Here is a 26097-nt window from a genome sequence, read left to right on the forward strand (position 1 = left end):
GCGCTCGACCATGCGCTTGGCCGACTTGATGTTCTGCGCGTGGTTCAGGTCGACCAGGCGCTTCATCACGAACGGCTTGAAGAGCTCCAGCGCCATCGCCTTCGGCAGACCGCACTGGTGCAGCTTCAGCTGCGGACCGACAACGATCACGGAACGCGCGGAGTAGTCCACACGCTTACCGAGCAGGTTCTGACGGAAACGACCCTGCTTGCCCTTCAGCATGTCGCTGAGGGACTTCAGTGGGCGGTTACCGGGACCGGTGACCGGGCGACCGCGGCGGCCGTTGTCGAACAGCGCGTCGACGGCCTCCTGGAGCATGCGCTTCTCGTTGTTCACGATGATCTCGGGCGCACCGAGGTCGAGAAGGCGCTTCAGTCGGTTGTTCCGGTTGATGACACGGCGGTACAGGTCGTTCAGGTCGGAGGTCGCGAAGCGGCCACCGTCCAGCTGCACCATCGGACGCAGGTCCGGCGGGATGACCGGCACGCAGTCCAGCACCATGCCCTTGGGGCTGTTGCTGGTCTGCAGGAACGCGGAGACGACCTTCAGGCGCTTGAGCGCACGGGTCTTCTTCTGGCCCTTGCCGGTGCGGATGATCTCGCGGAGGCGCTCGGCCTCCTCCTCCAGGTCGAAGGACTCCAGGCGCTTCTGCAGCGCCGCGGCACCCATCGAACCGTCGAAGTACGTGCCGAAGCGGTCCCGCAGCTCGCGGTAGAGCAGCTCGTCGCCCTCCAGGTCCTGGACCTTGAGGTTCTTGAACCGGTTCCACACCTCGTCGAGACGGTCGATCTCGCGCTGCGCGCGGTCGCGCAGCTGCTTCATCTCACGCTCGGCACCCTCGCGCACCTTGCGGCGTACGTCGGCCTTGGCGCCCTCGGCCTCCAGCTCGGCCAGGTCGGTCTCGAGCTTCTTGGCGCGGGCCTCCAGGTCGGCGTCGCGGCGCTGCTCGATCTGCTGGCGCTCGACGGAGACGTGGGCCTCCAGCGAGGGCAGGTCGCGGGTGCGGCGCTCCTCGTCGACGTACGTGATCATGTACGCCGCGAAGTAGATGACCTTCTCCAGGTCCTTCGGGGCGAGGTCGAGCAGGTAGCCCAGCCGCGACGGAACGCCCTTGAAGTACCAGATGTGCGTGACGGGAGCGGCCAGCTCGATGTGGCCCATCCGCTCACGGCGCACCTTGGCGCGGGTGACCTCGACGCCACAGCGCTCGCAGATGATGCCCTTGAAGCGGACGCGCTTGTACTTGCCGCAGTAGCACTCCCAGTCCCGGGTCGGACCGAAGATCTTCTCGCAGAAGAGTCCGTCCTTTTCGGGCTTGAGGGTGCGGTAGTTGATGGTCTCGGGCTTCTTGACCTCGCCGTGGCTCCACTGACGGATGTCGTCGGCGGTGGCCAGGCCGATCCGGAGCTCATCGAAGAAGTTGACGTCGAGCACTATGCGTCAATCCCTCTCAGGGTTGTAAGTCTTTGGGTCTGATACGGGGGTCCTGGGGCCGGCGGCCTCCTCGTGGGAGGCCGCCGGACTCCCGTCAGACCTCTTCGACGCTGCTCGGCTCGCGCCGGGACAGGTCGATACCGAGCTCCTCCGCAGCGCGGAAGACGTCCTCATCGGTGTCGCGCATCTCGATGGACATGCCGTCCGAGGACAGCACCTCCACGTTGAGGCACAGGGACTGCATCTCCTTGATGAGCACCTTGAAGGACTCGGGGATGCCGGGCTCAGGGATGTTCTCGCCCTTGACGATGGCCTCGTAGACCTTCACGCGGCCGGTCACGTCGTCGGACTTGATCGTCAGCAGCTCCTGGAGGGCGTACGCGGCGCCGTAAGCCTCCAGCGCCCACACCTCCATCTCACCGAAGCGCTGGCCACCGAACTGGGCCTTACCACCCAGCGGCTGCTGGGTGATCATCGAGTACGGGCCGGTCGAACGGGCGTGCAGCTTGTCGTCGACCAGGTGGTGCAGCTTGAGGATGTACATGTAGCCGACCGAGATCGGGTCCGGGAACGGCTCACCGCTACGGCCGTCGAACAGCCGCGCCTTGCCGGAGGGGAGCACCATGCGCTCGCCGTCGCGGTTCGGCAGGGTGTTCTCCAGCAGACCGACGATCTCGTCCTCACGCGCACCGTCGAAGACCGGGGTGGCCACGTTGGTGCGGGGCTCGACGACGTCGGCGCCGATCCGCTGCAGACGCTGCGCCCACTCGTCCGCCAGGCCGGAGACGTCCCAGCCCTGGCTGGCGAGCCAGCCGAGGTGGATCTCCAGGACCTGTCCCGGGTTCATTCGGGACGGCACACCCAGCGGGTTGAGGATGATGTCGACCGGGGTGCCGTCCTCCAGGAACGGCATGTCCTCGATCGGCAGGATCTTGGAGATGACACCCTTGTTGCCGTGCCGGCCGGCGAGCTTGTCACCGTCGGTGATCTTGCGCTTCTGCGCGACGTACACGCGCACCAGCTGGTTCACACCGGGGGGAAGCTCGTCGCCCTCCTCGCGGTCGAAGACGCGCACGCCGATGACCTTGCCGGTCTCGCCGTGCGGCACCTTCAGCGAGGTGTCACGGACCTCACGGGCCTTCTCACCGAAGATCGCGCGCAGCAGGCGCTCCTCCGGCGTCAGCTCGGTCTCACCCTTCGGGGTGACCTTGCCGACGAGGATGTCACCGGCGATGACCTCGGCGCCGATGCGGATGATGCCGCGCTCGTCGAGGTCGGCGAGGACCTCCTCGGAGACGTTAGGGATGTCCCGGGTGATCTCCTCGGGGCCCAGCTTGGTGTCACGGGCGTCGACCTCGTGCTCCTCGATGTGGATCGAGGAGAGGACGTCGTCCTGCACGAGGCGCTGCGACAGGATGATCGCGTCCTCGTAGTTGTGACCCTCCCACGGCATGAACGCGACCAGCAGGTTCTTGCCGAGCGCCATCTCGCCGTTCTGGGTGGCCGGACCGTCGGCGAGGACCTGGCCCTCGATGACCCGGTCGCCCTCGTTGACGACGACCTTCTGGTTGACCGAGGTGCCCTGGTTGGAACGGGCGAACTTGGCGAGGCGGTACGTGATGTACGTGCCGTCGTCGTTGGCGGTCGTGATGTAGTCCGCGGAGACCTCCTGGACCACACCGGCCTTCTCGGCCTTGACGACGTCGCCGGCGTCGACGGCGGAGCGGTACTCCATGCCGGTGCCGACGAGCGGGGCCTCCGCCTGGATGAGCGGAACGGCCTGGCGCATCATGTTCGCGCCCATGAGGGCGCGGTTGGCGTCGTCGTGCTCCAGGAAGGGGATCATGGCGGTCGCGACCGACACCATCTGGCGCGGCGAGACGTCCATGTAGTGGACCTCGTCACCGGGGACGTAGTCGACCTCGCCGCCGCGGCGGCGGACCAGCACGCGCTCGGAGAACCGCAGGTCGTCGGTGAGCGGCGCATTGGCCTGCGCGATGACGAACCGGTCCTCTTCGTCGGCCGTCAGGTAGTCGACCTCGTCGGTGACCTGACCGTCGACGACCTTGCGGTACGGGGTCTCGACGAAACCGAACGCGTTGACGCGACCGTAGGAGGCGAGCGAGCCGATCAGACCGATGTTCGGGCCTTCGGGGGTCTCGATCGGGCACATACGGCCGTAGTGCGACGGGTGAACGTCACGGACCTCGAAGCCGGCCCGCTCACGGGACAGACCACCCGGGCCGAGCGCGGACAGACGACGCTTGTGCGTCAGCCCGGACAGCGGGTTGTTCTGGTCCATGAACTGGGACAGCTGGCTGGTGCCGAAGAACTCCTTGATGGAGGCGACGACCGGCCGGATGTTGATCAGGGTCTGCGGCGTGATCGCCTCGACGTCCTGAGTCGTCATCCGCTCGCGGACGACCCGCTCCATACGCGCCAGACCCGTGCGGACCTGGTTCTGGATGAGCTCGCCGACGCTGCGCAGACGACGGTTGCCGAAGTGGTCGATGTCGTCCGTCTCGACGACGACCGTCTCGCCGCTGTCGCCGGTGGTCTCGGTCTCGCCGGCGTGCAGCTTCACCAGGTACTTGATCGTCGCGATGATGTCCTCGACGGTCAGGATGCCCGCGTCCAGCGGGGTGTCCGTACCCAGCTTCTTGTTGACCTTGTAGCGGCCGACCTTGGCGAGGTCGTAGCGCTTGGGGTTGAAGTAGAGGTTCTCGAGCAGCGTCTGCGCGGCCTCACGGGTGGGGGGCTCGCCCGGGCGCAGCTTGCGGTAGATGTCGAGCAGCGCGTCGTCCTGGCCCTGGGTGTGGTCCTTCTCCAGGGTGGCGCGCATGGACTCGTACTCGCCGAACTCCTCGAGGATCTGCTCGGTCGTCCAGCCGAGCGCCTTGAGGAGGACGGTCACGGACTGCTTGCGCTTGCGGTCGATGCGGACACCGACCATGTCGCGCTTGTCGATCTCCATCTCCAGCCAGGCACCCCGGGACGGGATGATCTTGGCGGAGAAGATGTCCTTGTCGGACGTCTTGTCGATGCTGGAGTCGAAGTAGACACCCGGCGAACGGACCAGCTGCGACACCACGACACGCTCGGTGCCGTTGATGACGAAGGTGCCCTTGTTGGTCATGAGCGGGAAGTCGCCCATGAAGACCGTCTGGGACTTGATCTCGCCGGTCTCGTTGTTCGTGAACTCGGCCGTGACGAAGAGCGGGGCGGCGTACGTGAAGTCGCGCTCCTTGCACTCGTCGATCGAGTTCTTCGGCGGCTCGAAGCGGTGGTCGCGGAAGGTCAGCGACATCGACCCGCTGAAGTCCTCGATCGGGGAGATCTCCTCGAAGATCTCCTCCAGACCGGACTTGGTGGGGACGTCCTGACCGTTCTCGAGGGCCTCCTCGACGCGAGCCTTCCACGCGTCGTTGCCGAGCAGCCAGTCGAAGCTCTCGGTCTGGAGCGCGAGAAGGTTCGGAACCTCGAGGGGCTCCTTGATCTTTGCAAAGGAGATGCGCAGCGGGGCGGTGCTGGCAGCGTTGTTCGTATTCGCGGTCGAGGCGTTGCGCGAGGCGGCCAAGAGGGGGTCCTTCCGAGGGCTCGGACTCACTACGCGCGTACCGGCCCCTCTCCCAGGCGTAAGACGGAAATCCCCAGGTCAGAGGAGATTTGGTCGCCGGGCTCGGGTGAGGGCAGACCCCTGGTGACGGGCAGGGGACAGCTAACAGGCAGCGCAAAGGGTCAGTGTAGCCACTTGGCACACTGATGTCCAGTCCCGCATTTCGGAGACCCGTCTGTTCTCAACGCCTGCGCCATGCCTGCCCTCAACGCACGTTGATACTGCCCTCTTCGTCGTCGATCCATGCCTCGGATTCGGACCGTTGTGACGACGCGTCCTGAGAATTGCGCGCTGCGTGCGGTTCGTCAAGGCCCCCCTGGCCGGAACCAGGCCCTCCGGAGACACGACGAAGATCACCTTACCCCCCGTCACGAGCGGCGCAAGGCAACCGAGACGCGCCCCCCGGAACGCCGAAGAGCGACCACCCGGATGGATGATCGCTCTTCGGTGCGTTCGCGTTACAGCCTCAGGAGGCCGTGCTCAGCGTCGCGGGAGTGCGGTACGAACCGCGAGGTGTTACTTGACCTCGACGGAGGCGCCGGCGCCCTTGAGGGCCTCGGCAGCCTTGTCCGCGGCCTCCTTGTTGACCTTCTCGAGGACCGGCTTCGGGGTGCCGTCGACGAGGTCCTTGGCCTCCTTCAGACCCAGCGAGGTCAGCTCACGCACGACCTTGATGACCTGGATCTTCTTGTCGCCGGCGCCGGTGAGGATGACGTCGAACTCGTCCTTCTCCTCCGGGGCCTCGGCGGCGGCGCCACCAGCGGCACCACCGGCGACGACGACCGGCGCGGCAGCGGCGGCGGTGACGTCGAACTTCTCCTCGAAGGCCTTCACGAACTCGGAGAGCTCGATGAGGGTCATCTCCTCGAACTGGGCAAGCAGCTCGTCCTGGGTGAGCTTCGCCATGATGGCGGTCCTTCCACTCAATCGGCAGGTGCCGGATGTACTGGGTGAGGCGGGCGTACGTTCGGGCCCGCTGCGACCCTCGCCGCGCTCAGGCGGCCAGGATCAGAAAGCGAGCCGAGTTACTCGGCACCGCCCTGCTCGTCCTGCTTGGCACGAAGCGCGTCCACGGTGCGGACGAGCTTCGACGGCAGCGCCTGGAAGACAGAGGCAGCCTGGGACTGCTTGCCCTTGAGCGCACCGGCCAGCTTGGACAGCAGAACCTCGCGGGACTCGAGGTCCGCAAGCTTCTTGATCTCATCGGCGGACAGCGCCTTGCCGTCAAGGACACCGCCCTTGATGATGAGATTCGGGTTCTCCTTGGCGAAGTCACGGAGACCCTTCGCCGACTCCACCGGGTCACCGGTGACGAAGGCGACGGCCGTCGGACCAGCGAAGAGCTGGTCGTCCAGCGTGATCCCGGCCTCGTTGGCCGCAATCTTGGTCAGCGTGTTCTTCACCACGGCGTACTGGGCGTTCTCACCGAGCGAACGACGCAGCGTCTTGAGCTGCGCCACGGTGAGACCGCGGTACTCGGTCAGCACGGCGGCGTTGGAGCTGCGGAACTTGTCCGTCAGATCGGCAACCGCGGCAGCCTTGTCGGGCCTCGCCATAGAGCCTCGGCCTCCTTCCGGGTGATTCGGACCGCGCGGACCCGAAGGAGGACTGGGGAAAACGAAACGCCCCGGCGCAGGCGCACGGGGCGTAGCTCGACCAGACGAATTCCGTACGGGCGGAACCGATCCGGGAGCACTACCACTGTCACCTGCGCGGGTCGTCCGCAGTTCAGCGGATCCTTCGGCCACCGCGCCCTCTCGCGAGCGCACGGCAACGACCAGCGGTCTTTGGCTTCTGGAGGAGAGTACGTGACCGGGTCGCCGTCAAGCAAATCCGGCCCCCGGAGCGATCGGACACCTCGATCAGGCGCCGCTCTCCTCCATCATCTCCGCGAGGTCGGCGACCTCCGCGGCGGGCGGCGCGGCGATCTTCACCGGCTCGTTGACGTCGAGGAAGGTGATGGTGACATCGAGCGGGCCGCCGTCGGCGTCGCCGCGCATCCGGAACTGCTTGGTGCGGTCCTCGCCGTCGACCCACATGTCCATGGTGAGCTTGTCGACACCCATCTTCTCGTACTGGTCGAGGCTCTTCTCGCGCCGCTCCCGGGTGGCCTTGTCCTCGTCCTTCAGCGAGTCGCGGAACTCGTCGAGGGTGACCGTGCCCGAGTAGTGGGTGGTCTCGACCCCGTCGACCTTCTCGGTGCCGACCTTCTTCACGTCCTTGGCACCGGTGAGGATGGCGGTCTCCTGGGCCGGGTTCCTGTCCGCCTGGCCGGCGGCACCGAGCTGGTTCAGCTCCTTGCCGGCGCCGAGCGCGGACAGGTCGAACTTCATCCAGCTCTTGCCGTCCATCTCCTTGGCCATCGCCGCGCCGCCGCCGATGTACATCGCCTTGTCGACGAGCCGGAGTTCGACGGTGCCCTCCTGGCCCTGGTCGAGCGCCGTCATCTTCATGCTCATGGCCACCGAGGGCTTCATCCGCATGGCGGCCTCGGCCTCGATCCTGCCCTGCTGGGGAACCTGGCCCTTCATGCGGTAACGGAGGGAGGAGACCTCCTCCGTGTTCTTCGCGGCCTTGGCGACGGCTGCCGCCGGCGACATCTCGGGCGACTGCTCGGTGCCGCAGCTCACGGCACCACCGGCGAGCAGCAGGGCGGCGAGTGCGGCGGCGGATATGGACGACTTGGGCGACTTCATGGATTCCCCCCACGGGATGCATGGCTGACACACAGAGGCCGCGAGCCTATCCGAGAGGGAGCGGACGGGGCCTCGCATTTCCCTTCGGCCCATTGGTGCTCAGGCGCCTCCTCCCGGCGAGGCCCCCACGAGATCCGCGAAGTCCCGGGTGTCCGAGGCCGGGGGCCGCTCGGCGCTGACCTCGGCGCCGTAATCGCCGTAGTAGGCGGTCTGGATCAGCTCGCCGGACGCCGTGCGCCCCTTCTCCACCTTCTTGACCAGCAGGCCCCGCTCGTCGATCCAGACGTCGACGGTCTGCTCGGTGACACCCGTGCCGCCCGCGTCGACCGTGCCCGAGTAGCGCGTGGTCCGCTCACCGCGCACCCGCTCGGAACCGACCCGGCGCACGTCCTCGGAGGCCAGCAGAAGTCTCAGGGACCGGTCGGGGGTGGAGTCGCGCATATGGTCCCCGAACGGCGCCCCGGAGCCGCCCGCGAGGCTGTCGAGGTCGTCGTACGCGTATCTCACCCAGTGCCTGCCGCCCGCCTGCGCGGCGAACGCGTCACCCATGCGCGCGTAGTACGCGTCGGGCAGATAGCGGGCCTGCATCGTGGTGCTCCCCAGCCGGCGCAGGGTGTCGGCCAGCGTGCCGCCGGTGCAGGTGAGCGTCAGTGTGCCGGTGACCCCGTCCGCCCAGCCGAGCACGCCCTGGGCGGACAGGGAGATCGCCGAGCCGATGGTCGTGGCCGACTCGACCCGCGCGGAGCCGGCCGCCTCGGTGGCCCGCGCCGCCTCCCGCAGCCCGGCCGGCGCCCCGGCCGTACGCGCCGTCCCCGCGGGCTTCTCGGGGCCGCCGGCCGTCGTGCAGGCGGCCGTCCCCGCCAGCACGGCCAGCACGGCGACCAGGAGCGCCACGCGCCGCGGCAGCCCCCGCGCCCTCGTCCGCACACCCGTCCTCGTCATGCGTCCCCCCTGCGCGTCCCGTCACCAGAACGCTAACCCAGGGCACTGACAACGGGCCGGGAACAGGGACGGGCCCCGCACCCTGGAAGGGGTGCGGGGCCCGTGAACCGGTGAGGTGAGCCTCAGGCTCAGACCGCGGCCGGGTCCTCCTCGACGAGGAGGTTGCGGGTGCGGTTCGGGTCGACCGGGATGCCGGGGCCCATCGTGGTGGTGATGGCGGCCTTCTTGATGTAGCGACCCTTCGCGGCGGACGGCTTCAGACGGAGGATCTCCTCCAGGGCCGCGCCGTAGTTCTCCACCAGCTTGGTGTCGTCGAACGACGTCTTGCCGATGATGAAGTGCAGGTTCGCGTGCTTGTCGACACGGAACTCGATCTTGCCGCCCTTGATCTCGGTGACAGCCTTGGCGACGTCCGGGGTCACGGTGCCGGTCTTCGGGTTCGGCATCAGACCACGGGGACCGAGCACGCGGCCGAGGCGGCCGACCTTGCCCATGAGGTCCGGGGTGGCGACGACGGCGTCGAAGTCCAGACGGCCCTTCGACACCTCGTCGATCAGCTCGTCGGCGCCGACGATGTCGGCGCCCGCGGCACGCGCGGCCTCGGCACGGTCACCGGTCGCGAAGACCAGGACCCGGGCGGTCTTACCGGTGCCGTGCGGGAGGTTCACGGTGCCACGGACCATCTGGTCGGCCTTGCGCGGGTCGACACCCAGGCGGAAGGCGACCTCGACGGTGCCGTCGAACTTGGTCGTGGAGGTCTCCTTGGCGAGACGGACGGCCTCGAGGGGAGCGTAGAGCTTCTCCCGGTCGACCTTGGCGTCCGCAGCGCGGAGAGACTTGCTGCGCTTGCTCACTTAAAGCTCCTGTTGCTTCTTAGGAGTCGTGGTCCGGGCCGAGCCGGCCCTTCCACACTTCTGCTGTTCTACGGGGGTGAGGGTCAGCCCTCGACCGTGACGCCCATGGAACGGGCGGTGCCGGCGATGATCTTCTCGGCGGCGTCCAGGTCGTTGGCGTTGAGGTCGGGCATCTTGGTGGTGGCGATCTCGCGGACCTGCTCGCGGGTGAGCTTCGCGACCTTGGTCTTGTGCGGCTCGCCGGAGCCCTTCTCCACGCCCGCGGCCTTGAGGATCATCTTGGCGGCCGGGGGGGTCTTGGTGATGAAGGTGAAGGAACGGTCCTCGTAGACCGTGATCTCCACCGGGATGACCCAACCGCGCTGCGACTCGGTCGCGGCGTTGTAGGCCTTGCAGAACTCCATGATGTTGACGCCGTGCTGACCCAGCGCGGGGCCGACCGGCGGGGCCGGGTTGGCGGCACCGGCCTGGATCTGGAGCTTGATGAGCCCCGTGACCTTCTTCTTCTTGGGAGGCATGCTCTCTCCGGGTCCTTACTGAGAGGTTGAGTACCAGCTGCCCCATGGGAATCGATGCTGGAGCATGATTCAGGCAGATGGCATACCGCACAACGATAGCCCCTGCTTCCTCCGGACCAGAAATCGCACTGGTCAGAAGGCTTGCGCGGGCCTGTTGCGACGCTCGCCGCGGGCTCTGCGCACCGCGCCGGCCGCCAGCACCGCGAGGGTCGCCCCGAGCGGCACGGCGAGTACCAGGGCCACGCTCCCGCGCCCGGCGTCGTCCGCGAGCACCACCCGACGCGGCTCACCGGGCGCGTACCGTACGGCCACCGTGTCCCCGCTGCCGTGTCCGCCGGCCCGGGTCCCGACGGGCAGCTCGGCCGTCACCCGCTCGCCGGCGACGGAGAACGTCACCGAGCACCGGCCCAGGAGGCAGGCCCCGCCGTGGAAGGTGGCGGAGGACGGCGTGCCGCCCCGGGCCTCCACGCGCTGCCAGGCGGCCGGGAGGGACACGGCGTACGTCAGTGCCAGCAGAGCGAGGGCGGTCGCGGCGGCGACGGTGGCCGGGCGGACGCGCCGAAGGCGCCCCGGCCCGGTGCTCACCGGCGGGGCGCCCTCGGACGTGGAGGCGCTCAGTTCTTCTGGATCTGGTCGAAGGAGAGCTCGACCGGCGTCTCGCGGCCGAAGATCTCCACCAGGCCCTTGACCTTCTTCGAGTCAGGGTTGATCTCGTTGATGGTGGCCTGGAGCGTGGCGAACGGGCCGTCGGTGACGGTGACCGAGTCGCCGACCTCGAAGTCCAGCACCTGGACCTCGACCTTGCGCTGCGGCGCCGGCTTGCCCTCGGCCTCGGCGGCCTCGCGGGCGGCCTTCTCCTCGGCCTCCGGGGCGAGCATCTTGACGATCTCGTCCAGGGTCAGCGGGTACGGGTCGTAGGCGTTGCCCACGAAGCCGGTGACGCCGGGGGTGTTGCGGACGACGCCCCAGGACTCGTTGGTCAGGTCCATGCGGACCAGGACGTAACCCGGGAGCTTGTTCTGGCGGATCGTCTTGCGGTCGCCGTTCTTGATCTGGACGACTTCTTCCTGCGGCACCTCGGCCTGGAAGATGTAGTCCTCGACGTTCAGCGAGACGGCGCGCTGCTCCAGGTTGGTCTTCACGCGGTTCTCGTAACCGGCGTAGGTGTGGATCACGTACCACTCGCCGGGCAGGGCGCGCAGCTCCTGGCGGAGCTTCTCGACCGGGTCCAGCTCGGGCTCCGCTTCGGCCTCTTCGGCGTCCTCGGCCGCCTCGGCGTCCTCGGTCTCGGCCTCGTCGGTCACCTCGAGGGCGGCGTCCTCGGCCGGCTCCTCCGCGTCGGCGTCGACAGCCTCGGCCTCGTCCAGGTCCTCAGCCTCGACCTCGTCCAGGTCCTCGTCCGCGCCCTCGACGATGTCGAGCTCGTCATCCACGGACGCATCCGGCTCGATGGCGTCGTTCACGTTCGGGTCAGACACGGTGGCTGCTTCTTCCTGGATACATACGGGTGGAACACGCGAAAGGGGCGCCAGTGACGGCGCCCTTCGCTCTTGGCTCAGCCGAAGACGTACTTGGCTGCGTGGTCGAGCCCATAGTCAATCACGGTGACCAGGCCGATCATGATGACGACGAAGACGATCACGACGGTCGTGTACGTCGTCAGCTGGCCGCGCGACGGCCAGACGACCTTGCGGAGTTCCGCGACGATCTGGCGATAGAAGAGTGCGAGCCGCTTCAGCGGGCCCTTCTTCGCGCGCTTGCCGCCTTTGCGGGTCTTCTTGGACTCCGGAGTCTCATCCCGGGCATCAGGCGTGTCGAGGGAGCCCACGGCGTCCGTCATAATCCTCACCTGATCCCGGGTCGTGGCCGTGCCGCGCCCGGTCTGAGCCGCACGGCGGTGCATTGCTGTACGTACCTGCGCACACATCCTGGCGGTGTGTGTAGCAGGGCCGGAGGGACTTGAACCCCCAACCGCCGGTTTTGGAGACCGGTGCTCTACCAATTGAGCTACGACCCTTTGTCTGTCCCCCAACGTACCGCATCCGGCCGAGTGCTCGGTGTGCACCGGACGTGCGTGGCTTGCGAGGGCCAACGAGGTGAGAGTGTACGTGGTCCGGGGCCGGGCGTCGAACAGAAAGGGACCGGGGGGACGACGGCGGGACAAGATCGTCGCGAAATCACCGGAAGATCACCCAGGCCACCGGGTGGATCCGCACGGGTGTTCAAAGGTTTGCCCGGTGATGTTCAGTCCGTGAAACCCGTGTGCCGCCCTCGTTTCGGGTCTGGAACGATGGCCCCATGAGCGCTGCAACCCCTCCCACCGAGCGCCGGGTCTCCGCCCGAGTCGGCGCGATCTCCGAGTCCGCCACCCTCGCCGTGGACGCCAAGGCCAAGGCCCTGAAGGCCGCCGGACGTCCGGTGATCGGCTTCGGCGCCGGTGAGCCCGACTTCCCGACCCCGGACTACATCGTCGAGGCGGCTGTCGAGGCCTGCAAGAACCCGAAGTACCACCGCTACACCCCGGCCGGCGGCCTGCCCGAGCTGAAGGCCGCGATCGCCGAGAAGACGCTGCGCGACTCCGGCTACGAGGTCGACCCGTCGCAGGTCCTCGTCACCAACGGCGGCAAGCAGGCGATCTACGAGGCGTTCGCCGCGATCCTCGACCCGGGCGACGAGGTCATCGTCCCGGCGCCGTACTGGACCACCTACCCGGAGTCGATCCGGCTGGCCGGCGGTGTCCCGGTGGAGGTCGTCGCGGACGAGACGACCGGCTACCGGGTCTCAGTGGAACAGCTGGAGGCGGCCCGCACCGAGAAGACGAAGGTCGTCCTCTTCGTCTCCCCCTCGAACCCGACCGGCGCGGTGTACGGCGAGGCCGAGGCCGAGGCGATCGGCCGCTGGGCCGTCGAGCACGGCCTGTGGGTGCTGACCGACGAGATCTACGAGCACCTGGTCTACGGCGACGCGAAGTTCACCTCGCTGCCCGCGCTCCTGCCGGAGCTGCGCGACAAGTGCATCGTCGTCAACGGTGTCGCCAAGACGTACGCGATGACCGGCTGGCGGGTCGGGTGGATCATCGGCCCGAAGGACGTCGTCAAGGCCGCGACGAACCTCCAGTCGCACGCCACCTCGAACGTGTCCAACGTGGCGCAGGTCGCCGCGCTCGCCGCGGTCTCGGGTGACCTGGACGCGGTCGCGGCGATGCGCGAGGCGTTCGACCGCCGCCGCAAGACGATCGTGCGGATGCTGAACGAGATCGACGGCGTGGTCTGCCCGGAGCCCGAGGGCGCGTTCTACGCCTACCCGTCCGTGAAGGGGCTGCTCGGCAAGGAGATCCGCGGCAAGCGCCCCCAGGACTCGGTCGAGCTGGCCGCGCTGATCCTGGACGAGGCCGAGGTCGCGGTGGTGCCGGGCGAGGCCTTCGGTACGCCGGGCTACCTGCGGCTGTCGTACGCGCTGGGCGACGAGGACCTGGTCGAGGGTGTCGCCCGGATTCAGAAGCTGCTGGCGGAGGCCCGCGACTGACGCTCCGCGACCGACCAGGGGGCCTCCGGATGTCCGGAGGCCCCTTGTCGTTTGTGCGAGCAAGCCCCCGTTCGGGGAACGGGCTACCGGGACGCCGGTGACGTACGGCAGGATCTGGGAATGGAGCGCGTACGTGATCTCTCTGAGCTGCCGAAGGCCCATCTGCACCTGCACTTCACCGGTTCGATGCGGCCGGGCACCCTGCTGGAGCTGGCCGACAAGTACGGCGTACGACTGCCGGATGCGCTGAGCGAGGCGCTGGTGAGCGGGGAGCCGCCGAGCCTGCGCGCGACCGACGAGCGGGGCTGGTTCCGCTTCCAGCGGCTGTACGACGCGGCCCGCTCGTGCCTGCGCACGCCGGAGGACATCCAGCGGCTGGTCCGGGAGGCCGCCGAGGAGGATGTGAAGGACGGCTCCGGCTGGCTGGAGATCCAGGTCGACCCGACGTCGTACGCCCCTCGGCTGGGCGGGCTGATTCCGGCGCTGGAGGTCATCCTGGACGCGGTGGACAGCGCCGCGCGGGAGACGGGCCTGGGGATGCGGGTCCTGGTCGCCGCGAACCGGATGAAGCATCCGTTGGACGCGCGGACGCTGGCCCGGCTGGCGGTGCGCTACGCGGACCGGGGTGTGGTCGGGTTCGGGCTGTCCAACGACGAGCGGCGCGGCCTGGCCCGCGACTTCGACCGGGCGTTCGCGATCGCGCGGGAGGGCGGGCTGCTGTCGGCGCCGCACGGGGGCGAGCTGGCCGGGCCGTCGTCGGTGCGGGACTGTCTCGACGACCTGCACGCGAACCGCATCGGTCACGGGGTGCAGGCGGCGGAGGATCCCCGGCTGCTGAAGCGGCTGGCGGACCGGCAGGTGACCTGCGAGGTGTGCCCGGCGTCGAACGTGGCGCTCGGGGTCTACGAGAAGCCGGAGGACGTGCCGCTGCGCACGCTGTTCGAGGCGGGCGTGCCGCTGGCGCTGGGCGCGGACGACCCGCTGCTCTTCGGCTCCCGGCTGGCGGCCCAGTACGAGATCGCCCGTGAGCACCACGGTTTCAGCGACGCGGAGCTGGCCGAGCTGGCCCGGCAGTCGATCCGGGCGTCGGTGGCCCCGGAGGGGGTGAAGGCGGAGCTGCTGGCGGGCGTCGACAAGTGGCTGCACGCGCCCGCGTAGCGCCACGTCCGCTCAGAGGCTGACGCCCACCGTCACCGGCTCGTTGACCAGCGTGATCCCGAAGGCCTCGCGGACCCCGGCGACCACCTCGCGCGCGAGGGCGAGCAGGTCCTCCGTGGTCGCGTCGCCGCGGTTGGTGAGGGCGAGGGTGTGCTTGGTGGAGATGCGGGCGGGTCCGCTGCCGTAGCCCTTGGTGAAGCCCGCCTTGTCGATGAGCCAGGCGGCGGAGGTCTTGGTGCGGCCCGCCCCCGCCGGGTACGCGGGCGGCTCCACGCCGTCGCCCAGCCGCTCCCGCACGCGCGCGCGGAAGGCGGCGAACTCGGCGTCCGTGAGGATCGGATTGGTGAAGAAGGAGCCGGCGGACCAGGAGTCGTGGTCCTCGGGGTCGAGGACCATGCCCTTGCCGGCCCGCAGCTTCAGCACCGTCTCGCGGGCGTCCGCGAGGGGCACCCGGTCGCCGGGCCCGACGCCGAGCGCGCGCGCCGTCTCGGCGTACCTGAGCGGCGCGGAGAGCCCGTCGGCGTCCTCCAGACGGAAGCGGACCCGGAGCACGACATACCGCTCCGGGTCGGCCTTGAAGCGGCTGTGGCGGTAGCTGAAGGCGCACTCCTCGTTCGCCAGCGTCACCGTCTCGCCCGCGCGGCGGTCGTAGGCGATCACCTCGGTGATCGTGGAGGAGACCTCCTGGCCGTACGCCCCCACGTTCTGGATCGGCGTCGCGCCCGCCGAGCCGGGGATGCCGGCGAGGCATTCGATGCCCGCGAGGCCCGCCTCGACGGTGCGGGCGACCGCGTCGGTCCACACCTCGCCCGCGGCCAGTTCCAGGGTCGTGCCGTCGAGGATGACGCCGCGCGTGGCGATGCGCAGGGCGGTGCCGTCGAAGCCCTTGTCGCCGATGACCAGGTTGGATCCGCCGCCGATCAGCAGCAGGGGCGTGCCGGTGGCGTCGGCCTCGCGGACGGCGGCGATCACCTCGGCGTCGGTCTCCGCGGTGACCAGGCGGGTGGCGGGGCCGCCCAGCCGGAAGGTGGTCAGCGGGGCGAGGGGGGCGTCGTGGAGTTCCTGCACGGGCTCAAGACTACGAGACGGCACCGACAGCTCCGGCGCGCGTGTCCGGCACCCGCCGCACGCGCGGCTACGGCCCCGCCGGTGGACGGGGCCGTACGCGTGCGCGTGCCGGGGCTCAGCGGGCGGCGGTCTCCAGGACCGGGGCCGGTGCGGGGGCCTCGGCGGACGCGGCCGGGGCGGTGCGGGGGCGGCGCGGGATGGCGAGCGCCGCCACGGCCGCCAGGGCCACCACCGCGGCGCCGACCACCAGCGCGGGCCGCAGTCCGTCGACGAAGGCCTGCGCGGACTCGTAGCCGCCCTGGGCCGTGAAGACGGAGGACATGATCGCGATACCGAGCGCGCCGCCCACCTCGCGCAGCGCGTTGTTGGCGCCGGAGGCGATGCCCTGCTCCTTGACGGTCACGCTGGACATGACCAGGGCGGAGGCGGGGGCGAAGTACAGGGCCATGCCGACGCCGCCGAGGATCAGTCCGGGCAGCTGGGAGGCGTAGGAGGCGTCGGCGGTGGCCACGGCGGCGAGGTAGCCGAGGCCGGCCGCCTGAAGGAAGAGGCCCGCGGCGACGATCGGGCGCCCGCCGATCCGGTCGGAGAGGATGCCGGCGATCGGCGCGACGACCATCGGCATGGCGGTCCACGGCAGCATCCGCAGCCCGGCCTCGGTGGGCGAGTAACCGAGCACGCCCTGCATGTACTGGCTGAGCAGGAAGATCGAGCCGAACATGCCCAGGAACATCAGCAGACCGGCCGCGTTGATGCCGGCGAAGGCGCGGGAGCGGAACAGCCGCATCGGCAGCATGGGGTTGCGGGCGCGGATGCCGTGCGCGACGAACCCGGCGAGCAGGACGGTGCCCGCGGTCAGGGCGGCCAGCACGGGCGCGCCGGTCCAGCCGTCGACCGGGCCGCGCACCAGCCCGTACACGATGCCGAAGAGTCCGCCGCTGGCCAGCAGGGTGCCGGGAATGTCGAGCGGGGTGCCGGCGCCGTAGGACTCCTTGAGGCGCAGGCGGGCCAGCGGGATCAGGGCGATGCCGAGCGGTACGTTCAGCCAGAAGATCCACTGCCAGGAGATGTGCTCGGTGAGGGTGCCGCCGATCAGCGGCCCGGAGGCGACCGCGAGCCCGTTGACGGCGCCCCAGATGCCGTACGCCATCCCTCGCTTCCCGGCCGGGACGGCGGCCGTGAGCAGGGTCAGCGTCAGCGGCATCATGACGGCCGCTCCGACGCCCTGCACCGCGCGGGCGGCGATCAGGGAGTCGATGCCGGGCGCCAGGGCCGCCGCGGCGGACGCGGCGGTGAAGACGACGAGACCGGCGACGAAGAGGCGGCGGCGGCCGAAGCGGTCCCCGAGTGCCGCGCCGGACATCAGGAGGACGGCGAAGGTGAGCGTGTAGGCGCTCACCGTCCACTCCAGGTCGTGCAGCCCGCCGCCCAGGTCCTCACGGATCGAGGGCAGGGCGGTGGTGACGACGAGGTTGTCGAGGGCGGCCATGAATCCGGCGACGCCGGTGATCAGGAGGGCCCAGAGGACCCCTCCGCGTGATGCGGTCTGCTGTGACATCGCTCCCCCAGAGCGTGAGCATGTGCTGCGACGGTAGTTAGTTATTGATGACTAACTTCTACGGGCGTGAAAGGGCGCCGCAGTGGCGGCGGCCCTCAGCGGGACACCCCCGGGACCCGGGCGGAGTCGTAGAGTCCGTTCCACACCCGGTGCTCGGGCGGGAAGCCCATCGCCGCGAGGGCGTTGATGAGCATCCCGTACGCCAGGAAGGTGGTGGTCTCACCGACGTCCGCCCCCAGGGGCAGATGCACGGTGTCCCACAGCTCCATCCAGCCACGGCGGACCATCTCACCGAACTCGTGGTCCCCGGCCGCCTCGGCGGAGGACACCGCGAGATAGGTCTGCAACTGCATCTGCAGCCGCTCCGGCTCCTCGGCGATCAGCCGGGTGTACGCCTCGGCCATGGCATGCAGGGCCTCTTCGCCCCTCAGATCGCCCGCGGCCTCCTCGAACAGCCGGCGCGTGTCCTCGAGACAGCGCTGGGCCGCCGCGAGGAAGATCGCCTTCTTGCCGGGGAAGAGCCGGAAGAGGTACGGCTGCGAGACACCCACCCGCTTGGCGATCACCTCGGTGGAGGTGCCGTGGTAGCCGCTCCGCGCGAACTCGGCCATCGCCGCCCGGATGACGCTCTCGCGCCGCTCTTCTGCACTCATCCTGGCCATGCGAATAAGTTAGTGTCCAATCACTAACTCCGTCAAGCGGTGACGGCGGCATGCGTAAGGGGCGCCCGCGAGGGCGAGCGCCCCTTACCCGGACGACCGCACGGCGGTCAGGCCAGACGCACCACCGCGCGCGACATGCCGAGCACCTTCTGCCCGGCACTGGTCACGGTGAGGTCGACGCGGACGGTGTTGTCGTCCAGCTTGGCGGCGACCTTGCCGCCGACCTCGACGGTCGCGCCCTGGTCGTCGTTCGGGACGACGACGGGCCTGGTGAAGCGGACGCCGTACTCGACGACCGCGCCCGGGTCGCCGACCCAGTCGGTGACCACACGGATCGCCTCGGCCATGGTGAACATGCCGTGCGCGATGACGTCCGGCAGTCCGACCTCCTTGGCGAACTTCTCGTTCCAGTGGATCGGGTTGAAGTCACCGGAGGCGCCCGCGTACTGCACGAGAGTGGCGCGTGTCACGGGGAAGGTCTGCGCGGGCAGTTCGGTGCCGACCTCGACGTCGGCGTACGCGATCTGGGCGGTCATCTTGCTCACGCCTCCTCGGCCGCGCGGGCCACGAGCTTGGTCCAGGCGGTCACGACGTGCTCACCGGCCTCGTCGTGGACCTCACCGCGGACGTCCAGAATGTCGTTGCCCGCCATCGACTTGATCGCCTCGATGGTCGAGGTGACCGTCAGCCGGTCGCCGGCGCGCACCGGGCGCCGGTAGGCGAACTTCTGATCGCCGTGCACCACGCGGCTGTAGTCCAGGCCCAGCTGCGGGTCGGCGACGACCTGTCGCGCGGCCTGGAACGTGATCGCGAACACAAAGGTCGGCGGCGCGATCACATCGGGGTGACCGAGCGCCTTGGCGGCCTCCGGGTCCGTGTAGGCCGGGTTGGCGTCTCGCACCGCCTCCGCGAACTCCCGGATCTTCTCCCGGCCCACCTCGTAGGGCTCGGTGGGCGGATAGGTCCGCCCCACGAAGGACTGGTCGAGCACCATGGCTCGGCACCTCCTGATGTCTGCTGTGGTTGACCGTTGAACGACGGCCCTCTACAGGTATTACGTCTCGAGCGACCGAGAAAACGCCGTGAGGCCGCCCCCCAGGACTGCGGGGGCGGCCTCACGAACGAGCCTTTTTTATCGCGTTTCGCGGTGCGCGGTGTGCGCGTTGCAACGCGGGCAGTGCTTCTTCATCTCAAGACGGTCCGGGTTGTTACGCCGGTTCTTCTTGGTGATGTAGTTCCGCTCCTTGCACTCCACGCAGGCCAGCGTGATCTTCGGGCGGACGTCGGTGGCAGCCACGTGAGTGCTCCTTGACGAACGGATGGGACAACTAACGCATAGAAGAGTAGCCGACTGAAGGACCGACCCCGCAATCGGCTACTGTCAGTAGCGGTGACCGGACTTGAACCGGTGACACAGCGATTATGAGCCGCTTGCTCTACCGACTGAGCTACACCGCTGCGATGCGATCGGGCCCCGCCTTGCGGCGGGAACCTCTCACACCAGAGCCCCAAAACGGAATCGAACCGTTGACCTTCTCCTTACCATGGAGACGCTCTGCCGACTGAGCTATTGGGGCGAGCGATGAAGACATTACACGGTCGCCCGCCGTTCGCCCAAATCCGTTTCCCGGCCCCCGCCCGGGACCGTCCGACGGGTCTCCCGGCAGCCCCGCGAGGCCCTCCCGCCCGCGGGACCACACCGGTACGACTATTGCGCTCCTCCCCGCTGGGGCAGGGCGGCCGTCCTACGCTCGACTCACTCTCTGTGATCTTGTGCCGCCCCGGGCACAGCCCCCGAGTCCACTGGAACGCGATGCCCGACAGCCAGCCGCAACCGCCCCCCTCGTCGCCGCCGCCCTCCGGTTCCCCGGGACGGACCGACGGGGCCCTGCTGTTGTGCGGTGCGCGGCTGACCGACGGCCGCACGGTGGACGTGCGGCTGAGCGGCGGGCGGATCGAGGCGGTCGGCACGGCCGGCAGCCTCGGCGGCACCCGCGCGCGCGGCGCGCGCGTGGACCTGGCCGGCTATCTGCTGCTGCCCGCCCCCGCCGAGCCGCACGCGCACGCGGACACCGCGCTGTCCGCCGACACCGGCGGACCGGTCTCCCACGACCCGCTGGACGTCCAGCGCCGGGCCACCGAGGCCGCCCTGCTGCAACTCGGCCACGGGGCGACCGCGCTGCGGGCACACGTGCGCGTGGGGGACGTCCAGGGCCTGGGCGCGCTGGGCGCGGTGCTCACGGCGCGGCGGTCGCTGCGGGGGCTCGCCGAGCTGGCGACGGTGGCGATGCCGCGGGTGCTGACCGGGGCGGCGGGGGCGGACGGGCTCGCCATGCTGCGGGACGCGGTGAAGATGGGCGCCTCCGTGGTCGGCGGCTGTCCCGACACGGACCCCGACCCCACGGGCTATGTGGAGGCCGTCCTGGAGGTCGCCGCCGAGCACGGCTGCCCGGTCGACCTGCACACCGACGCCACCGATCCGGCGCGCCTGGCCCGGCTCGCCGCCATGGCGGGCGGCCTGCGTCCCGGCGTGACGATCGGGCCGTGCGCCGGGCTCACGCGCCTGCCCGCCGACGTGGCCTCCCGGACCGCGGACCACCTCGCGGCGGCCGGAGTGACGGTGGTGTGTCTGCCCCAGGGCGGTTGCGGGGGCGTGGACCGCCGCGGCACGGCGCCCGTGCGGCTGCTGCGCGCCGCCGGCGTCCGGGTCGCGGCCGGGAGCGGCGCGCTGCGCGACGTCTCCAATCCCGTCGGCCGGGGCGACCCCCTGGAGGCGGCCTACCTCCTCGCCTCCCGCCACGGCCTGCCCCCCGAGGACGCCTACGCCGCCGTCAGCACGTCCGCGCGCGCGGCACTGGGCCTGCCCGCGGTCCGCGTGGAGGCCGGCTTCCCCGCGGAGCTGCTGGCGGTACGCGGAGACCGGCTGGCCGGCGCGCTCTCCCTGGGCTACAGCCGGATCGTGGTGCACCGAGGGCGCGTGGTGGCGCGGACCAGCGCGGTACGGGAGTACTGCGACTCCGCCGCGGCGGAGGAACTGGGGCTGCCGCGGCAGGGGCGGGGGAAGCCTTCCTGAGTGGGGGCCGGGCGGACGGGAGGAGCCCTGGAACGCCGAACGCCTCCCGGCGCGCTGAGCGCCCGTCAGTCCCCTTCGGGGCAGGCTCACCGACCCTGCGAGCCGGCTCCAGCCCCCTGCGCTCCGGGCTGGGCTGGATCGGTCCCCTCCGGGCGGGGGGATCAGCCCGGCCTCGGCCCGCCCAGCGCCCTCGGCCCCACTAAAGCTCGCTAGCGCTCCGGCCCCACTCCAGCCCCGCTCAGCGCCTCCAGCCCCGCTCAGCGCCTCCTCGCCCGCCACCGGGCCTTTTCCGGTCACCCGAGCCCACCCCCGAGCCCCCCGAGCCCCGCGAGCCCCTCTCAGCCCCGTCCAGCCCCTCGCAGCCCCGTCCAGCCCCTCTCAGCCCCGTCCAGCTGCTCTCCCGGCCCGGCCGGGTCGTGCGGCGAGGGCGAGCGTCCGGGCGTACGGTCGAAGACATGCGCATTGTCATCGCTGGTGGTCATGGTCAGATCGCGCGGCGGCTGGAGCGGCTGCTCGCCACGCGCGGCTACGAGGTGGCGGGCATCATCCGCCGCGAGGAGCAGGGCGACGACCTGCGGGAAGCGGGCGCCGAACCGGTGTTGCTGGACCTGGAGTCGGCCACGGTCGAAGAGGTCGCGGCACATCTTCAGGGCGCGGACGCGGCGGTGTTCGCGGCGGGTGCCGGGCCCGGCAGCGGGGCGGCCCGCAAGAACACCGTGGACAAGGGCGCGGCGGTGCTGTTCGCGGACGCGGCGGTCCGCGCGCGCGTACGGCGGTTCCTGGTGGTGTCCTCGATGGGCGCGGACCCCCGGCACGAGGGCGACGAGATCTTCGACGTGTACCTGCGTGCCAAGGGCGAGGCGGACGCGTACGTCCAGGGCCTGGACGCCCTGGACTGGACGATCCTGCGCCCCGGTTCGCTCACGGACGACGCCGGTACGGGTCTGGTCCGCCTGGAGGCGCACACCGGTCGGGGCCCGATCCCGCGCGACGACGTGGCCGCCGTACTGGCCGAACTCCTGGAGACCCCCGCGACGGCCGGCCTGACCCTGGAACTGGTGAGCGGTTCGACGCCGGTCTCGGTGGCGGTGAAGTCGATCGCCGGCAACTGAGCGCACCGCGGCGGCCGGCCGGTCAGAACAGCGGCAGCTGTCCGGGGATCTCGGGCACGACATAGCCGTCCAGCGACGGCTGCACCGCCCCGAGTTGCGCCTGCCGTCGTGACCCCGGACAGGACACCAGCCGACCGCTCTCGCGGGCGCCGGGCGGATCGTGCCGGGCGAACCGCCCGGCGACGACGGCGATCTCACGGCGGCACTCGGGGCAGGTTCTGCGACGGGATGACATGGCATCAGTGTGCCGGTGAAAACGAAGAGACCCCCTCCCGCTGCGTTTCCGCAGTGGGAGGGGGTCTTCCCCAGTGTGGCGGCGCCAGGATTCGAACCTGGGAAGGCTGAGCCGGCAGATTTACAGTCTGCTCCCTTTGGCCGCTCGGGCACACCGCCGGGGTCGCTGCCCGTTCGAACCGCTTTTCGGCGGTCCTCCCTGGCAACGACGTAAACAATACCCGATGCGCAGGGGTGCTTCGCCACCCGATTGATCGGCACCCGGGGCACGGGGGGTGGCTAGGCTTGTCCGGATGCGGCCCGGTCCCCCGCGGGTCCGGCCGTCGACCCGCGTACGCCGCTACGCACCCGTTTCGCACCCGATACAAGGAGCCACAGGACATGGCCGACTCCAGTTTCGACATCGTCTCGAAGGTCGAGCGGCAGGAGGTCGACAACGCCCTCAACCAGGCCGCCAAGGAGATCTCGCAGCGCTACGACTTCAAGGGCGTGGGGGCCTCGATCTCGTGGTCCGGTGACAAGATCCTGATGGAGGCGAACTCCGAGGACCGGGTGAAGGCTGTCCTCGACGTCTTCCAGTCCAAGCTGATCAAGCGCGGGATCTCGCTGAAGGCGCTGGACGCGGGTGAGCCGCAGCTCTCCGGCAAGGAGTACAAGATCTTCGCGTCGATCCAGGAGGGCATCTCCCAGGACAACGCCAAGAAGGTCGCGAAGATCATCCGGGACGAGGGCCCGAAGGGCGTGAAGGCCCAGGTCCAGGGCGACGAGCTGCGGGTCAGCTCCAAGAGCCGTGACGACCTGCAGGCCGTCATCGCCCTGCTGAAGGGCAAGGACTTCGACTTCGCGCTGCAGTTCGTGAACTACCGGTAGGTCGCGGAGACCGGCAGGTGTCGGAAGGGCGGGCGTTCGGTGCCCGCCCTTCTCCTGTGCGCGGTGGCGACCGGCCCGGTCAGTAGGGTGCGGCCATGACAGCATCCGCCTCCGAACTGCGACGCACCCTCGGCGTGGGCGACGCCGTCGTCATCGGGCTCGGCTCGATGGTGGGAGCCGGGATCTTCGCCGCGCTCGCCCCGGCGGCCCGCGCGGCCGGCTCGGGGCTGCTGCCGGCGCTCGCGGTCGCCGCTCTCGTCGCCTACTGCAACGCCATGTCCTCGGCACGCCTGGCGGCCCGCTATCCGGCCTCCGGCGGCACGTACGTGTACGGACGGGAGCGGCTGGGGCCCTTCTGGGGTTATCTGGCAGGCTGGGCGTTCGTGGTCGGCAAGACGGCCTCGTGTGCCGCGATGGCGCTGACCGTGGGCGCCTATGTGTGGCCGGATCAGTCGCACGCGGTGGCGGTGGCCGCTGTGGTGGCCCTGACCGCCGTGAACTACGGCGGGGTGCAGAAGTCGGCCTGGCTGACCCGGGCGATCGTGGCGGTGGTGCTCGCCGTGCTCGCGGCCGTGGCGGTCGTGTGCCTGGGATCGGGCGAGTCCGGTGCCGGGCGGCTCGGCGTCGGCGTGTCCGAGGGTGCCGGCGGGGTGCTCCAGGCGGCCGGGCTGCTGTTCTTCGCCTTCGCGGGGTACGCGCGGATCGCCACCCTCGGTGAGGAGGTCCGCGATCCCGCCCGCACCATCCCGCGCGCGATCCCCGTGGCGCTCGGGATCGCTCTCGCGGTGTACGCGTGCGTGGCGGTCGCCGTGCTGTCCGTGCTGGGGTCCGGCGGGCTGGCGGACGCGACCGCTCCGCTGGCCGACGCGGTCCGTGCGGCCGGGGTGCCGGGGCTGGTGCCGGTGGTGCGGGTGGGGGCCGCGGTGGCGGCCCTGGGCTCGTTGCTGGCCCTGATCCTCGGTGTCTCCCGGACCACGCTGGCCATGGCGCGGGACCGGCATCTGCCGGGCGTCCTGGCCGCCGTCCATCCGCGCTTCCAGGTACCGCACCGGGCGGAGCTGGCCGTGGGCGCGGTGGTCGCGGTGCTGGCCGCCACGGTGGACGTGCGGGGCGCGATCGGCTTCTCGTCCTTCGGCGTGCTCGCGTACTACGCCGTGGCCAACGCCTCGGCCTGGACGCTCGACCGGGCGCCGGCCGCGCGGCTGGTCCCGGCCGTGGGACTGCTGGGCTGCGCGCTGCTGGCGTTCTCCCTGCCCGGGGTGTCGGTGGCCGTGGGCGCGGGGGTGCTGGCGGTGGGCGTGGCCGCGTACGGCGTACGGCGACGGCTCACCGCGCGGAGGTAGTCCGGCCCTACCAGCGGGTCGGGGCGAACGGGCGGTCCGTCGGGACGATCTCGCGGCCCAGGGGCACCAGCGACACGGGGATCAGCTTGAAGTTGGCGATGCCGAACGGGATGCCGATGATCGTGACGCACAGCGCGATGCCCGTGGCGATGTGGGCGAGCGCCAGCCACCAGCCCGCGAGGACCAGCCACAGGACGTTGCCGACGCAGGACGGGGAGCCCGCGTCGCGGCGCTCGACCGTGGTGTATCCGAAGGGCCACAGGGCGTAGACGCCGATGCGGAAGGCGGCTATGCCGAACGGGATGCCGATGATCGTGAGGCACAGGAGCGCGCCCGCGAGCACGTAGCCGAGGAACAGCCACACGCCGCTGAAGATCAGCCAGATGATGTTCAGGATCGTCTTCACCGGTGGGGACCTGCCATCTGTTCGAGGCGGCGGATGCGCTCCGCCATGGGCGGGTGGGTCGAGAACATCCTGGACATCCCCTGGCCGGGCCGGAACGGGTTGGCGATCATCATGTGGCTCGCGGTCTCGATACGCGGCTCGGGGGGCAGGGGAAGCTGCTTGGTGCCGGTCTCCAGCTTGCGCAGGGCGCTGGCCAGGGCGAGTGGGTCGCCGGTGAGCTGGGATCCGGAGGCGTCCGCCTCGTACTCCCGGGAACGGCTGATGGCCAGCTGGATGAGGGAGGCCGCGAGCGGTCCCAGGAGCATGATCAGCAGCATGCCGAGGAGGCCGGGGCCGTCGTCGTCGTCCGAGCGGCCGATCGGGATCAGCCAGGCGAAGTTGACCAGGAACATGATCACCGAGGCGAGGGCGCCGGCGACCGACGAGATCAGGATGTCGCGGTTGTAGACATGGCTCAGCTCGTGGCCGATGACGCCGCGCAGCTCTCTCTCGTCGAGCAGGCGCAGGATGCCCTCCGTGCAGCACACGGCGGCGTTGCGCGGGTTGCGCCCGGTCGCGAAGGCGTTGGGCGCCTCCGTCGGGGAGATGTACAGGCGCGGCATGGGCTGGCGGGCCTGGGTGGAGAGTTCGCGGACCATGCGGTACAGCTCCGGCGCCTCGAACTCGCTGACCGGGCGGGCCCGCATCGCGCGCAGGGCCAGCTTGTCGCTGTTCCAGTACGCGTAGGCGTTGGTGCCGAGCGCGACCAGGACGGCGACGACGAGCCCGGTACGGCCGAAGAAGCCGCCGATGACGATGATGAGTGCGGACAGTCCCCCGAGGAGTACTGCGGTCCTGAGCCCGTTGTGCCGGCGGTGCACGGTACGCCCTCCAAGTGGTGCAGCAGGGGAACCCTTTGCTTGCTGTGCTCTCGTCTCACCGGAGTCGTGTCGTCACGTCCAGTGGACCCTCCCGTACTGGTCAACGCCAGGCGGGGAGCACTAGTTCCCTTGTGCGTGCGGGGGCGCGCCTGGGCCGTCCGGGTGACG

25 protein-coding genes, 4 tRNA genes and 1 pseudogene are annotated in these 26097 nt (G+C 70.0%); 6 read left to right on the forward strand and 24 right to left on the reverse strand.

The features are described from left to right. The 12 genes and pseudogenes from VE614_RS03050 to VE614_RS03105 all read right to left on the reverse strand — a co-directional run. Positions 1 to 1434, reverse strand: a pseudogene (locus tag VE614_RS03050) (DNA-directed RNA polymerase subunit beta'); the annotation flags it as partial. 94 nt (positions 1435 to 1528) lie between these two features. Then, complete coding sequence (gene rpoB / locus VE614_RS03055) at positions 1529 to 5011, reverse strand: DNA-directed RNA polymerase subunit beta (protein ID WP_324931502.1); 3483 nt, start codon at positions 5009 to 5011, stop codon at positions 1529 to 1531. A 555-nt stretch (positions 5012 to 5566) separates the two neighbouring features. Next, the gene (gene rplL / locus VE614_RS03060) at positions 5567 to 5956 is read right to left on the reverse strand and encodes a 50S ribosomal protein L7/L12 (protein WP_324931506.1); all 390 of its coding nucleotides are present in this window, start codon (positions 5954 to 5956) and stop codon (positions 5567 to 5569) included. A gap of 119 nt (positions 5957 to 6075) precedes the next feature. Next, positions 6076 to 6606: a 50S ribosomal protein L10 gene (rplJ, locus tag VE614_RS03065; RefSeq protein WP_324931508.1), complete on the reverse strand. Its 531-nt coding sequence runs from the start codon at positions 6604 to 6606 to the stop codon at positions 6076 to 6078. A gap of 306 nt (positions 6607 to 6912) precedes the next feature. Then, positions 6913 to 7746 carry a DUF1396 domain-containing protein gene (locus VE614_RS03070; protein WP_324931511.1) on the reverse strand — a complete coding sequence of 278 codons (834 nt, stop codon included), beginning with the start codon at positions 7744 to 7746 and terminating at the stop codon, positions 6913 to 6915. A gap of 99 nt (positions 7747 to 7845) precedes the next feature. Further along, entirely contained in the window at positions 7846 to 8688 is an 843-nt protein-coding gene (locus tag VE614_RS03075) for a hypothetical protein (protein ID WP_324931514.1), read from the reverse strand. Between the two features lie 128 nt (positions 8689 to 8816). Beyond that, positions 8817 to 9542: a 50S ribosomal protein L1 gene (gene rplA, locus VE614_RS03080; protein ID WP_324931517.1), complete on the reverse strand. Its 726-nt coding sequence runs from the start codon at positions 9540 to 9542 to the stop codon at positions 8817 to 8819. Positions 9543 to 9625: 83 nt separating this feature from the next. Beyond that, positions 9626 to 10060, reverse strand: a complete 435-nt coding sequence (gene rplK, locus VE614_RS03085) for a 50S ribosomal protein L11 (RefSeq protein ID WP_043503290.1) — start codon at positions 10058 to 10060, stop codon at positions 9626 to 9628. A gap of 132 nt (positions 10061 to 10192) precedes the next feature. Then, positions 10193 to 10645: a DUF3592 domain-containing protein gene (locus VE614_RS03090; RefSeq protein WP_324931522.1), complete on the reverse strand. Its 453-nt coding sequence runs from the start codon at positions 10643 to 10645 to the stop codon at positions 10193 to 10195. A 29-nt stretch (positions 10646 to 10674) separates the two neighbouring features. Then, positions 10675 to 11538, reverse strand: a complete 864-nt coding sequence (gene nusG, locus VE614_RS03095) for a transcription termination/antitermination protein NusG (RefSeq protein WP_324931525.1) — start codon at positions 11536 to 11538, stop codon at positions 10675 to 10677. 77 nt (positions 11539 to 11615) lie between these two features. Further along, entirely contained in the window at positions 11616 to 11900 is a 285-nt protein-coding gene (gene secE, locus VE614_RS03100; protein ID WP_324931528.1) for a preprotein translocase subunit SecE, read from the reverse strand. Between the two features lie 104 nt (positions 11901 to 12004). Beyond that, a tRNA-Trp gene (locus VE614_RS03105) sits at positions 12005 to 12077 on the reverse strand. Between the two features lie 281 nt (positions 12078 to 12358). Between VE614_RS03105 and VE614_RS03110 the strand changes: the two genes are divergently transcribed. Further along, a complete protein-coding gene (locus VE614_RS03110) occupies positions 12359 to 13585 on the forward strand; it encodes a pyridoxal phosphate-dependent aminotransferase (protein ID WP_324931530.1) in 1227 nt (408 codons plus the stop codon). Between the two features lie 120 nt (positions 13586 to 13705). Further along, on the forward strand, positions 13706 to 14743 hold the full coding sequence (locus VE614_RS03115; protein ID WP_324931532.1) for an adenosine deaminase: 1038 nt from the start codon (positions 13706 to 13708) through the stop codon (positions 14741 to 14743). 12 nt (positions 14744 to 14755) lie between these two features. Here the strand turns inward: VE614_RS03115 and VE614_RS03120 are convergent, their stop codons facing one another. The 8 genes from VE614_RS03120 to VE614_RS03155 form a co-directional block, all read right to left on the reverse strand. Beyond that, positions 14756 to 15811 (reverse strand): UDP-N-acetylmuramate dehydrogenase, encoded by a 1056-nt coding sequence (locus VE614_RS03120; protein ID WP_324931535.1) that lies wholly within the window; start codon positions 15809 to 15811, stop codon positions 14756 to 14758. 115 nt (positions 15812 to 15926) lie between these two features. Further along, complete coding sequence (locus VE614_RS03125) at positions 15927 to 17369, reverse strand: MFS transporter (RefSeq protein WP_324931537.1); 1443 nt, start codon at positions 17367 to 17369, stop codon at positions 15927 to 15929. 95 nt (positions 17370 to 17464) lie between these two features. After that, the gene (locus tag VE614_RS03130) at positions 17465 to 18031 is read right to left on the reverse strand and encodes a TetR/AcrR family transcriptional regulator (RefSeq protein WP_324931539.1); all 567 of its coding nucleotides are present in this window, start codon (positions 18029 to 18031) and stop codon (positions 17465 to 17467) included. Positions 18032 to 18138: 107 nt separating this feature from the next. Further along, positions 18139 to 18567 (reverse strand): MaoC family dehydratase, encoded by a 429-nt coding sequence (locus VE614_RS03135; RefSeq protein WP_324931689.1) that lies wholly within the window; start codon positions 18565 to 18567, stop codon positions 18139 to 18141. Between the two features lie 5 nt (positions 18568 to 18572). Beyond that, positions 18573 to 19025, reverse strand: coding sequence for a MaoC family dehydratase N-terminal domain-containing protein (locus VE614_RS03140; RefSeq protein WP_324931541.1), 453 nt, complete (start codon positions 19023 to 19025; stop codon positions 18573 to 18575). Positions 19026 to 19163: 138 nt separating this feature from the next. Beyond that, positions 19164 to 19328, reverse strand: a complete 165-nt coding sequence (rpmG, locus tag VE614_RS03145) for a 50S ribosomal protein L33 (RefSeq protein WP_003948671.1) — start codon at positions 19326 to 19328, stop codon at positions 19164 to 19166. A gap of 88 nt (positions 19329 to 19416) precedes the next feature. Continuing rightward, positions 19417 to 19489, reverse strand: a tRNA-Met gene (locus tag VE614_RS03150). A gap of 46 nt (positions 19490 to 19535) precedes the next feature. Next, positions 19536 to 19608 (reverse strand) — tRNA-Thr (locus VE614_RS03155). A 236-nt stretch (positions 19609 to 19844) separates the two neighbouring features. Between VE614_RS03155 and VE614_RS03160 the strand changes: the two genes are divergently transcribed. Both VE614_RS03160 and VE614_RS03165 read left to right on the forward strand, forming a co-directional pair. Next, on the forward strand, positions 19845 to 21104 hold the full coding sequence (locus VE614_RS03160; protein WP_324931544.1) for an amidohydrolase family protein: 1260 nt from the start codon (positions 19845 to 19847) through the stop codon (positions 21102 to 21104). Between the two features lie 455 nt (positions 21105 to 21559). Beyond that, positions 21560 to 22216: an SDR family oxidoreductase gene (locus tag VE614_RS03165; RefSeq protein ID WP_324931547.1), complete on the forward strand. Its 657-nt coding sequence runs from the start codon at positions 21560 to 21562 to the stop codon at positions 22214 to 22216. Between the two features lie 22 nt (positions 22217 to 22238). Here the strand turns inward: VE614_RS03165 and VE614_RS03170 are convergent, their stop codons facing one another. Further along, positions 22239 to 22451 carry a hypothetical protein gene (locus VE614_RS03170; protein WP_324931549.1) on the reverse strand — a complete coding sequence of 71 codons (213 nt, stop codon included), beginning with the start codon at positions 22449 to 22451 and terminating at the stop codon, positions 22239 to 22241. Between the two features lie 76 nt (positions 22452 to 22527). Further along, a tRNA-Tyr gene (locus VE614_RS03175) sits at positions 22528 to 22609 on the reverse strand. A gap of 222 nt (positions 22610 to 22831) precedes the next feature. Here VE614_RS03175 and VE614_RS03180 point away from each other — a divergent pair. Further along, positions 22832 to 23320, forward strand: a complete 489-nt coding sequence (locus VE614_RS03180) for a YajQ family cyclic di-GMP-binding protein (RefSeq protein WP_324931552.1) — start codon at positions 22832 to 22834, stop codon at positions 23318 to 23320. 95 nt (positions 23321 to 23415) lie between these two features. Continuing rightward, complete coding sequence (locus tag VE614_RS03185; RefSeq protein WP_324931555.1) at positions 23416 to 24663, forward strand: APC family permease; 1248 nt, start codon at positions 23416 to 23418, stop codon at positions 24661 to 24663. A 7-nt stretch (positions 24664 to 24670) separates the two neighbouring features. On the opposite strand, the gene VE614_RS03190 is transcribed toward VE614_RS03185, so the two are convergent. Then, the gene (locus VE614_RS03190; protein ID WP_324931557.1) at positions 24671 to 25069 is read right to left on the reverse strand and encodes a YccF domain-containing protein; all 399 of its coding nucleotides are present in this window, start codon (positions 25067 to 25069) and stop codon (positions 24671 to 24673) included. Continuing rightward, on the reverse strand, positions 25066 to 25929 hold the full coding sequence (gene htpX / locus VE614_RS03195; protein WP_324931559.1) for a zinc metalloprotease HtpX: 864 nt from the start codon (positions 25927 to 25929) through the stop codon (positions 25066 to 25068). Before htpX ends, VE614_RS03190 begins: the two co-directional genes overlap by 4 nt. Positions 25930 to 26097 lie beyond the last annotated feature (168 nt).

The organism is Streptomyces sp. (assembly GCF_035645055.1).
Classification (GTDB): domain Bacteria; phylum Actinomycetota; class Actinomycetes; order Streptomycetales; family Streptomycetaceae; genus Streptomyces.

Excerpts from the sequence above, each read along its gene's own strand:
- VE614_RS03110 (WP_324931530.1), top strand. The coding sequence starts at position 12,359 with ATGAGCGCTGCAACCCCTCCCACCGAGCGCCGGGTCTCCGCCCGAGTC.
- VE614_RS03125 (WP_324931537.1), bottom strand. The coding sequence starts at position 17,369 with ATGTCACAGCAGACCGCATCACGCGGAGGGGTCCTCTGGGCCCTCCTG.
- VE614_RS03165 (WP_324931547.1), top strand. The coding sequence starts at position 21,560 with ATGCGCATTGTCATCGCTGGTGGTCATGGTCAGATCGCGCGGCGGCTG.
- rplK (WP_043503290.1), bottom strand. The coding sequence starts at position 10,060 with ATGCCTCCCAAGAAGAAGAAGGTCACGGGGCTCATCAAGCTCCAGATC.
- VE614_RS03140 (WP_324931541.1), bottom strand. The coding sequence starts at position 19,025 with ATGGTGCTCGACCAGTCCTTCGTGGGGCGGACCTATCCGCCCACCGAG.
- VE614_RS03180 (WP_324931552.1), top strand. The coding sequence starts at position 22,832 with ATGGCCGACTCCAGTTTCGACATCGTCTCGAAGGTCGAGCGGCAGGAG.
- VE614_RS03135 (WP_324931689.1), bottom strand. The coding sequence starts at position 18,567 with ATGACCGCCCAGATCGCGTACGCCGACGTCGAGGTCGGCACCGAACTG.
- VE614_RS03070 (WP_324931511.1), bottom strand. The coding sequence starts at position 7,746 with ATGAAGTCGCCCAAGTCGTCCATATCCGCCGCCGCACTCGCCGCCCTG.
- rplL (WP_324931506.1), bottom strand. The coding sequence starts at position 5,956 with ATGGCGAAGCTCACCCAGGACGAGCTGCTTGCCCAGTTCGAGGAGATG.
- VE614_RS03115 (WP_324931532.1), top strand. The coding sequence starts at position 13,706 with ATGGAGCGCGTACGTGATCTCTCTGAGCTGCCGAAGGCCCATCTGCAC.
- secE (WP_324931528.1), bottom strand. The coding sequence starts at position 11,900 with ATGACGGACGCCGTGGGCTCCCTCGACACGCCTGATGCCCGGGATGAG.
- VE614_RS03185 (WP_324931555.1), top strand. The coding sequence starts at position 23,416 with ATGACAGCATCCGCCTCCGAACTGCGACGCACCCTCGGCGTGGGCGAC.
- VE614_RS03160 (WP_324931544.1), top strand. The coding sequence starts at position 19,845 with ATGCCCGACAGCCAGCCGCAACCGCCCCCCTCGTCGCCGCCGCCCTCC.
- rplJ (WP_324931508.1), bottom strand. The coding sequence starts at position 6,606 with ATGGCGAGGCCCGACAAGGCTGCCGCGGTTGCCGATCTGACGGACAAG.
- VE614_RS03075 (WP_324931514.1), bottom strand. The coding sequence starts at position 8,688 with ATGACGAGGACGGGTGTGCGGACGAGGGCGCGGGGGCTGCCGCGGCGC.
- VE614_RS03130 (WP_324931539.1), bottom strand. The coding sequence starts at position 18,031 with ATGGCCAGGATGAGTGCAGAAGAGCGGCGCGAGAGCGTCATCCGGGCG.
- VE614_RS03170 (WP_324931549.1), bottom strand. The coding sequence starts at position 22,451 with ATGTCATCCCGTCGCAGAACCTGCCCCGAGTGCCGCCGTGAGATCGCC.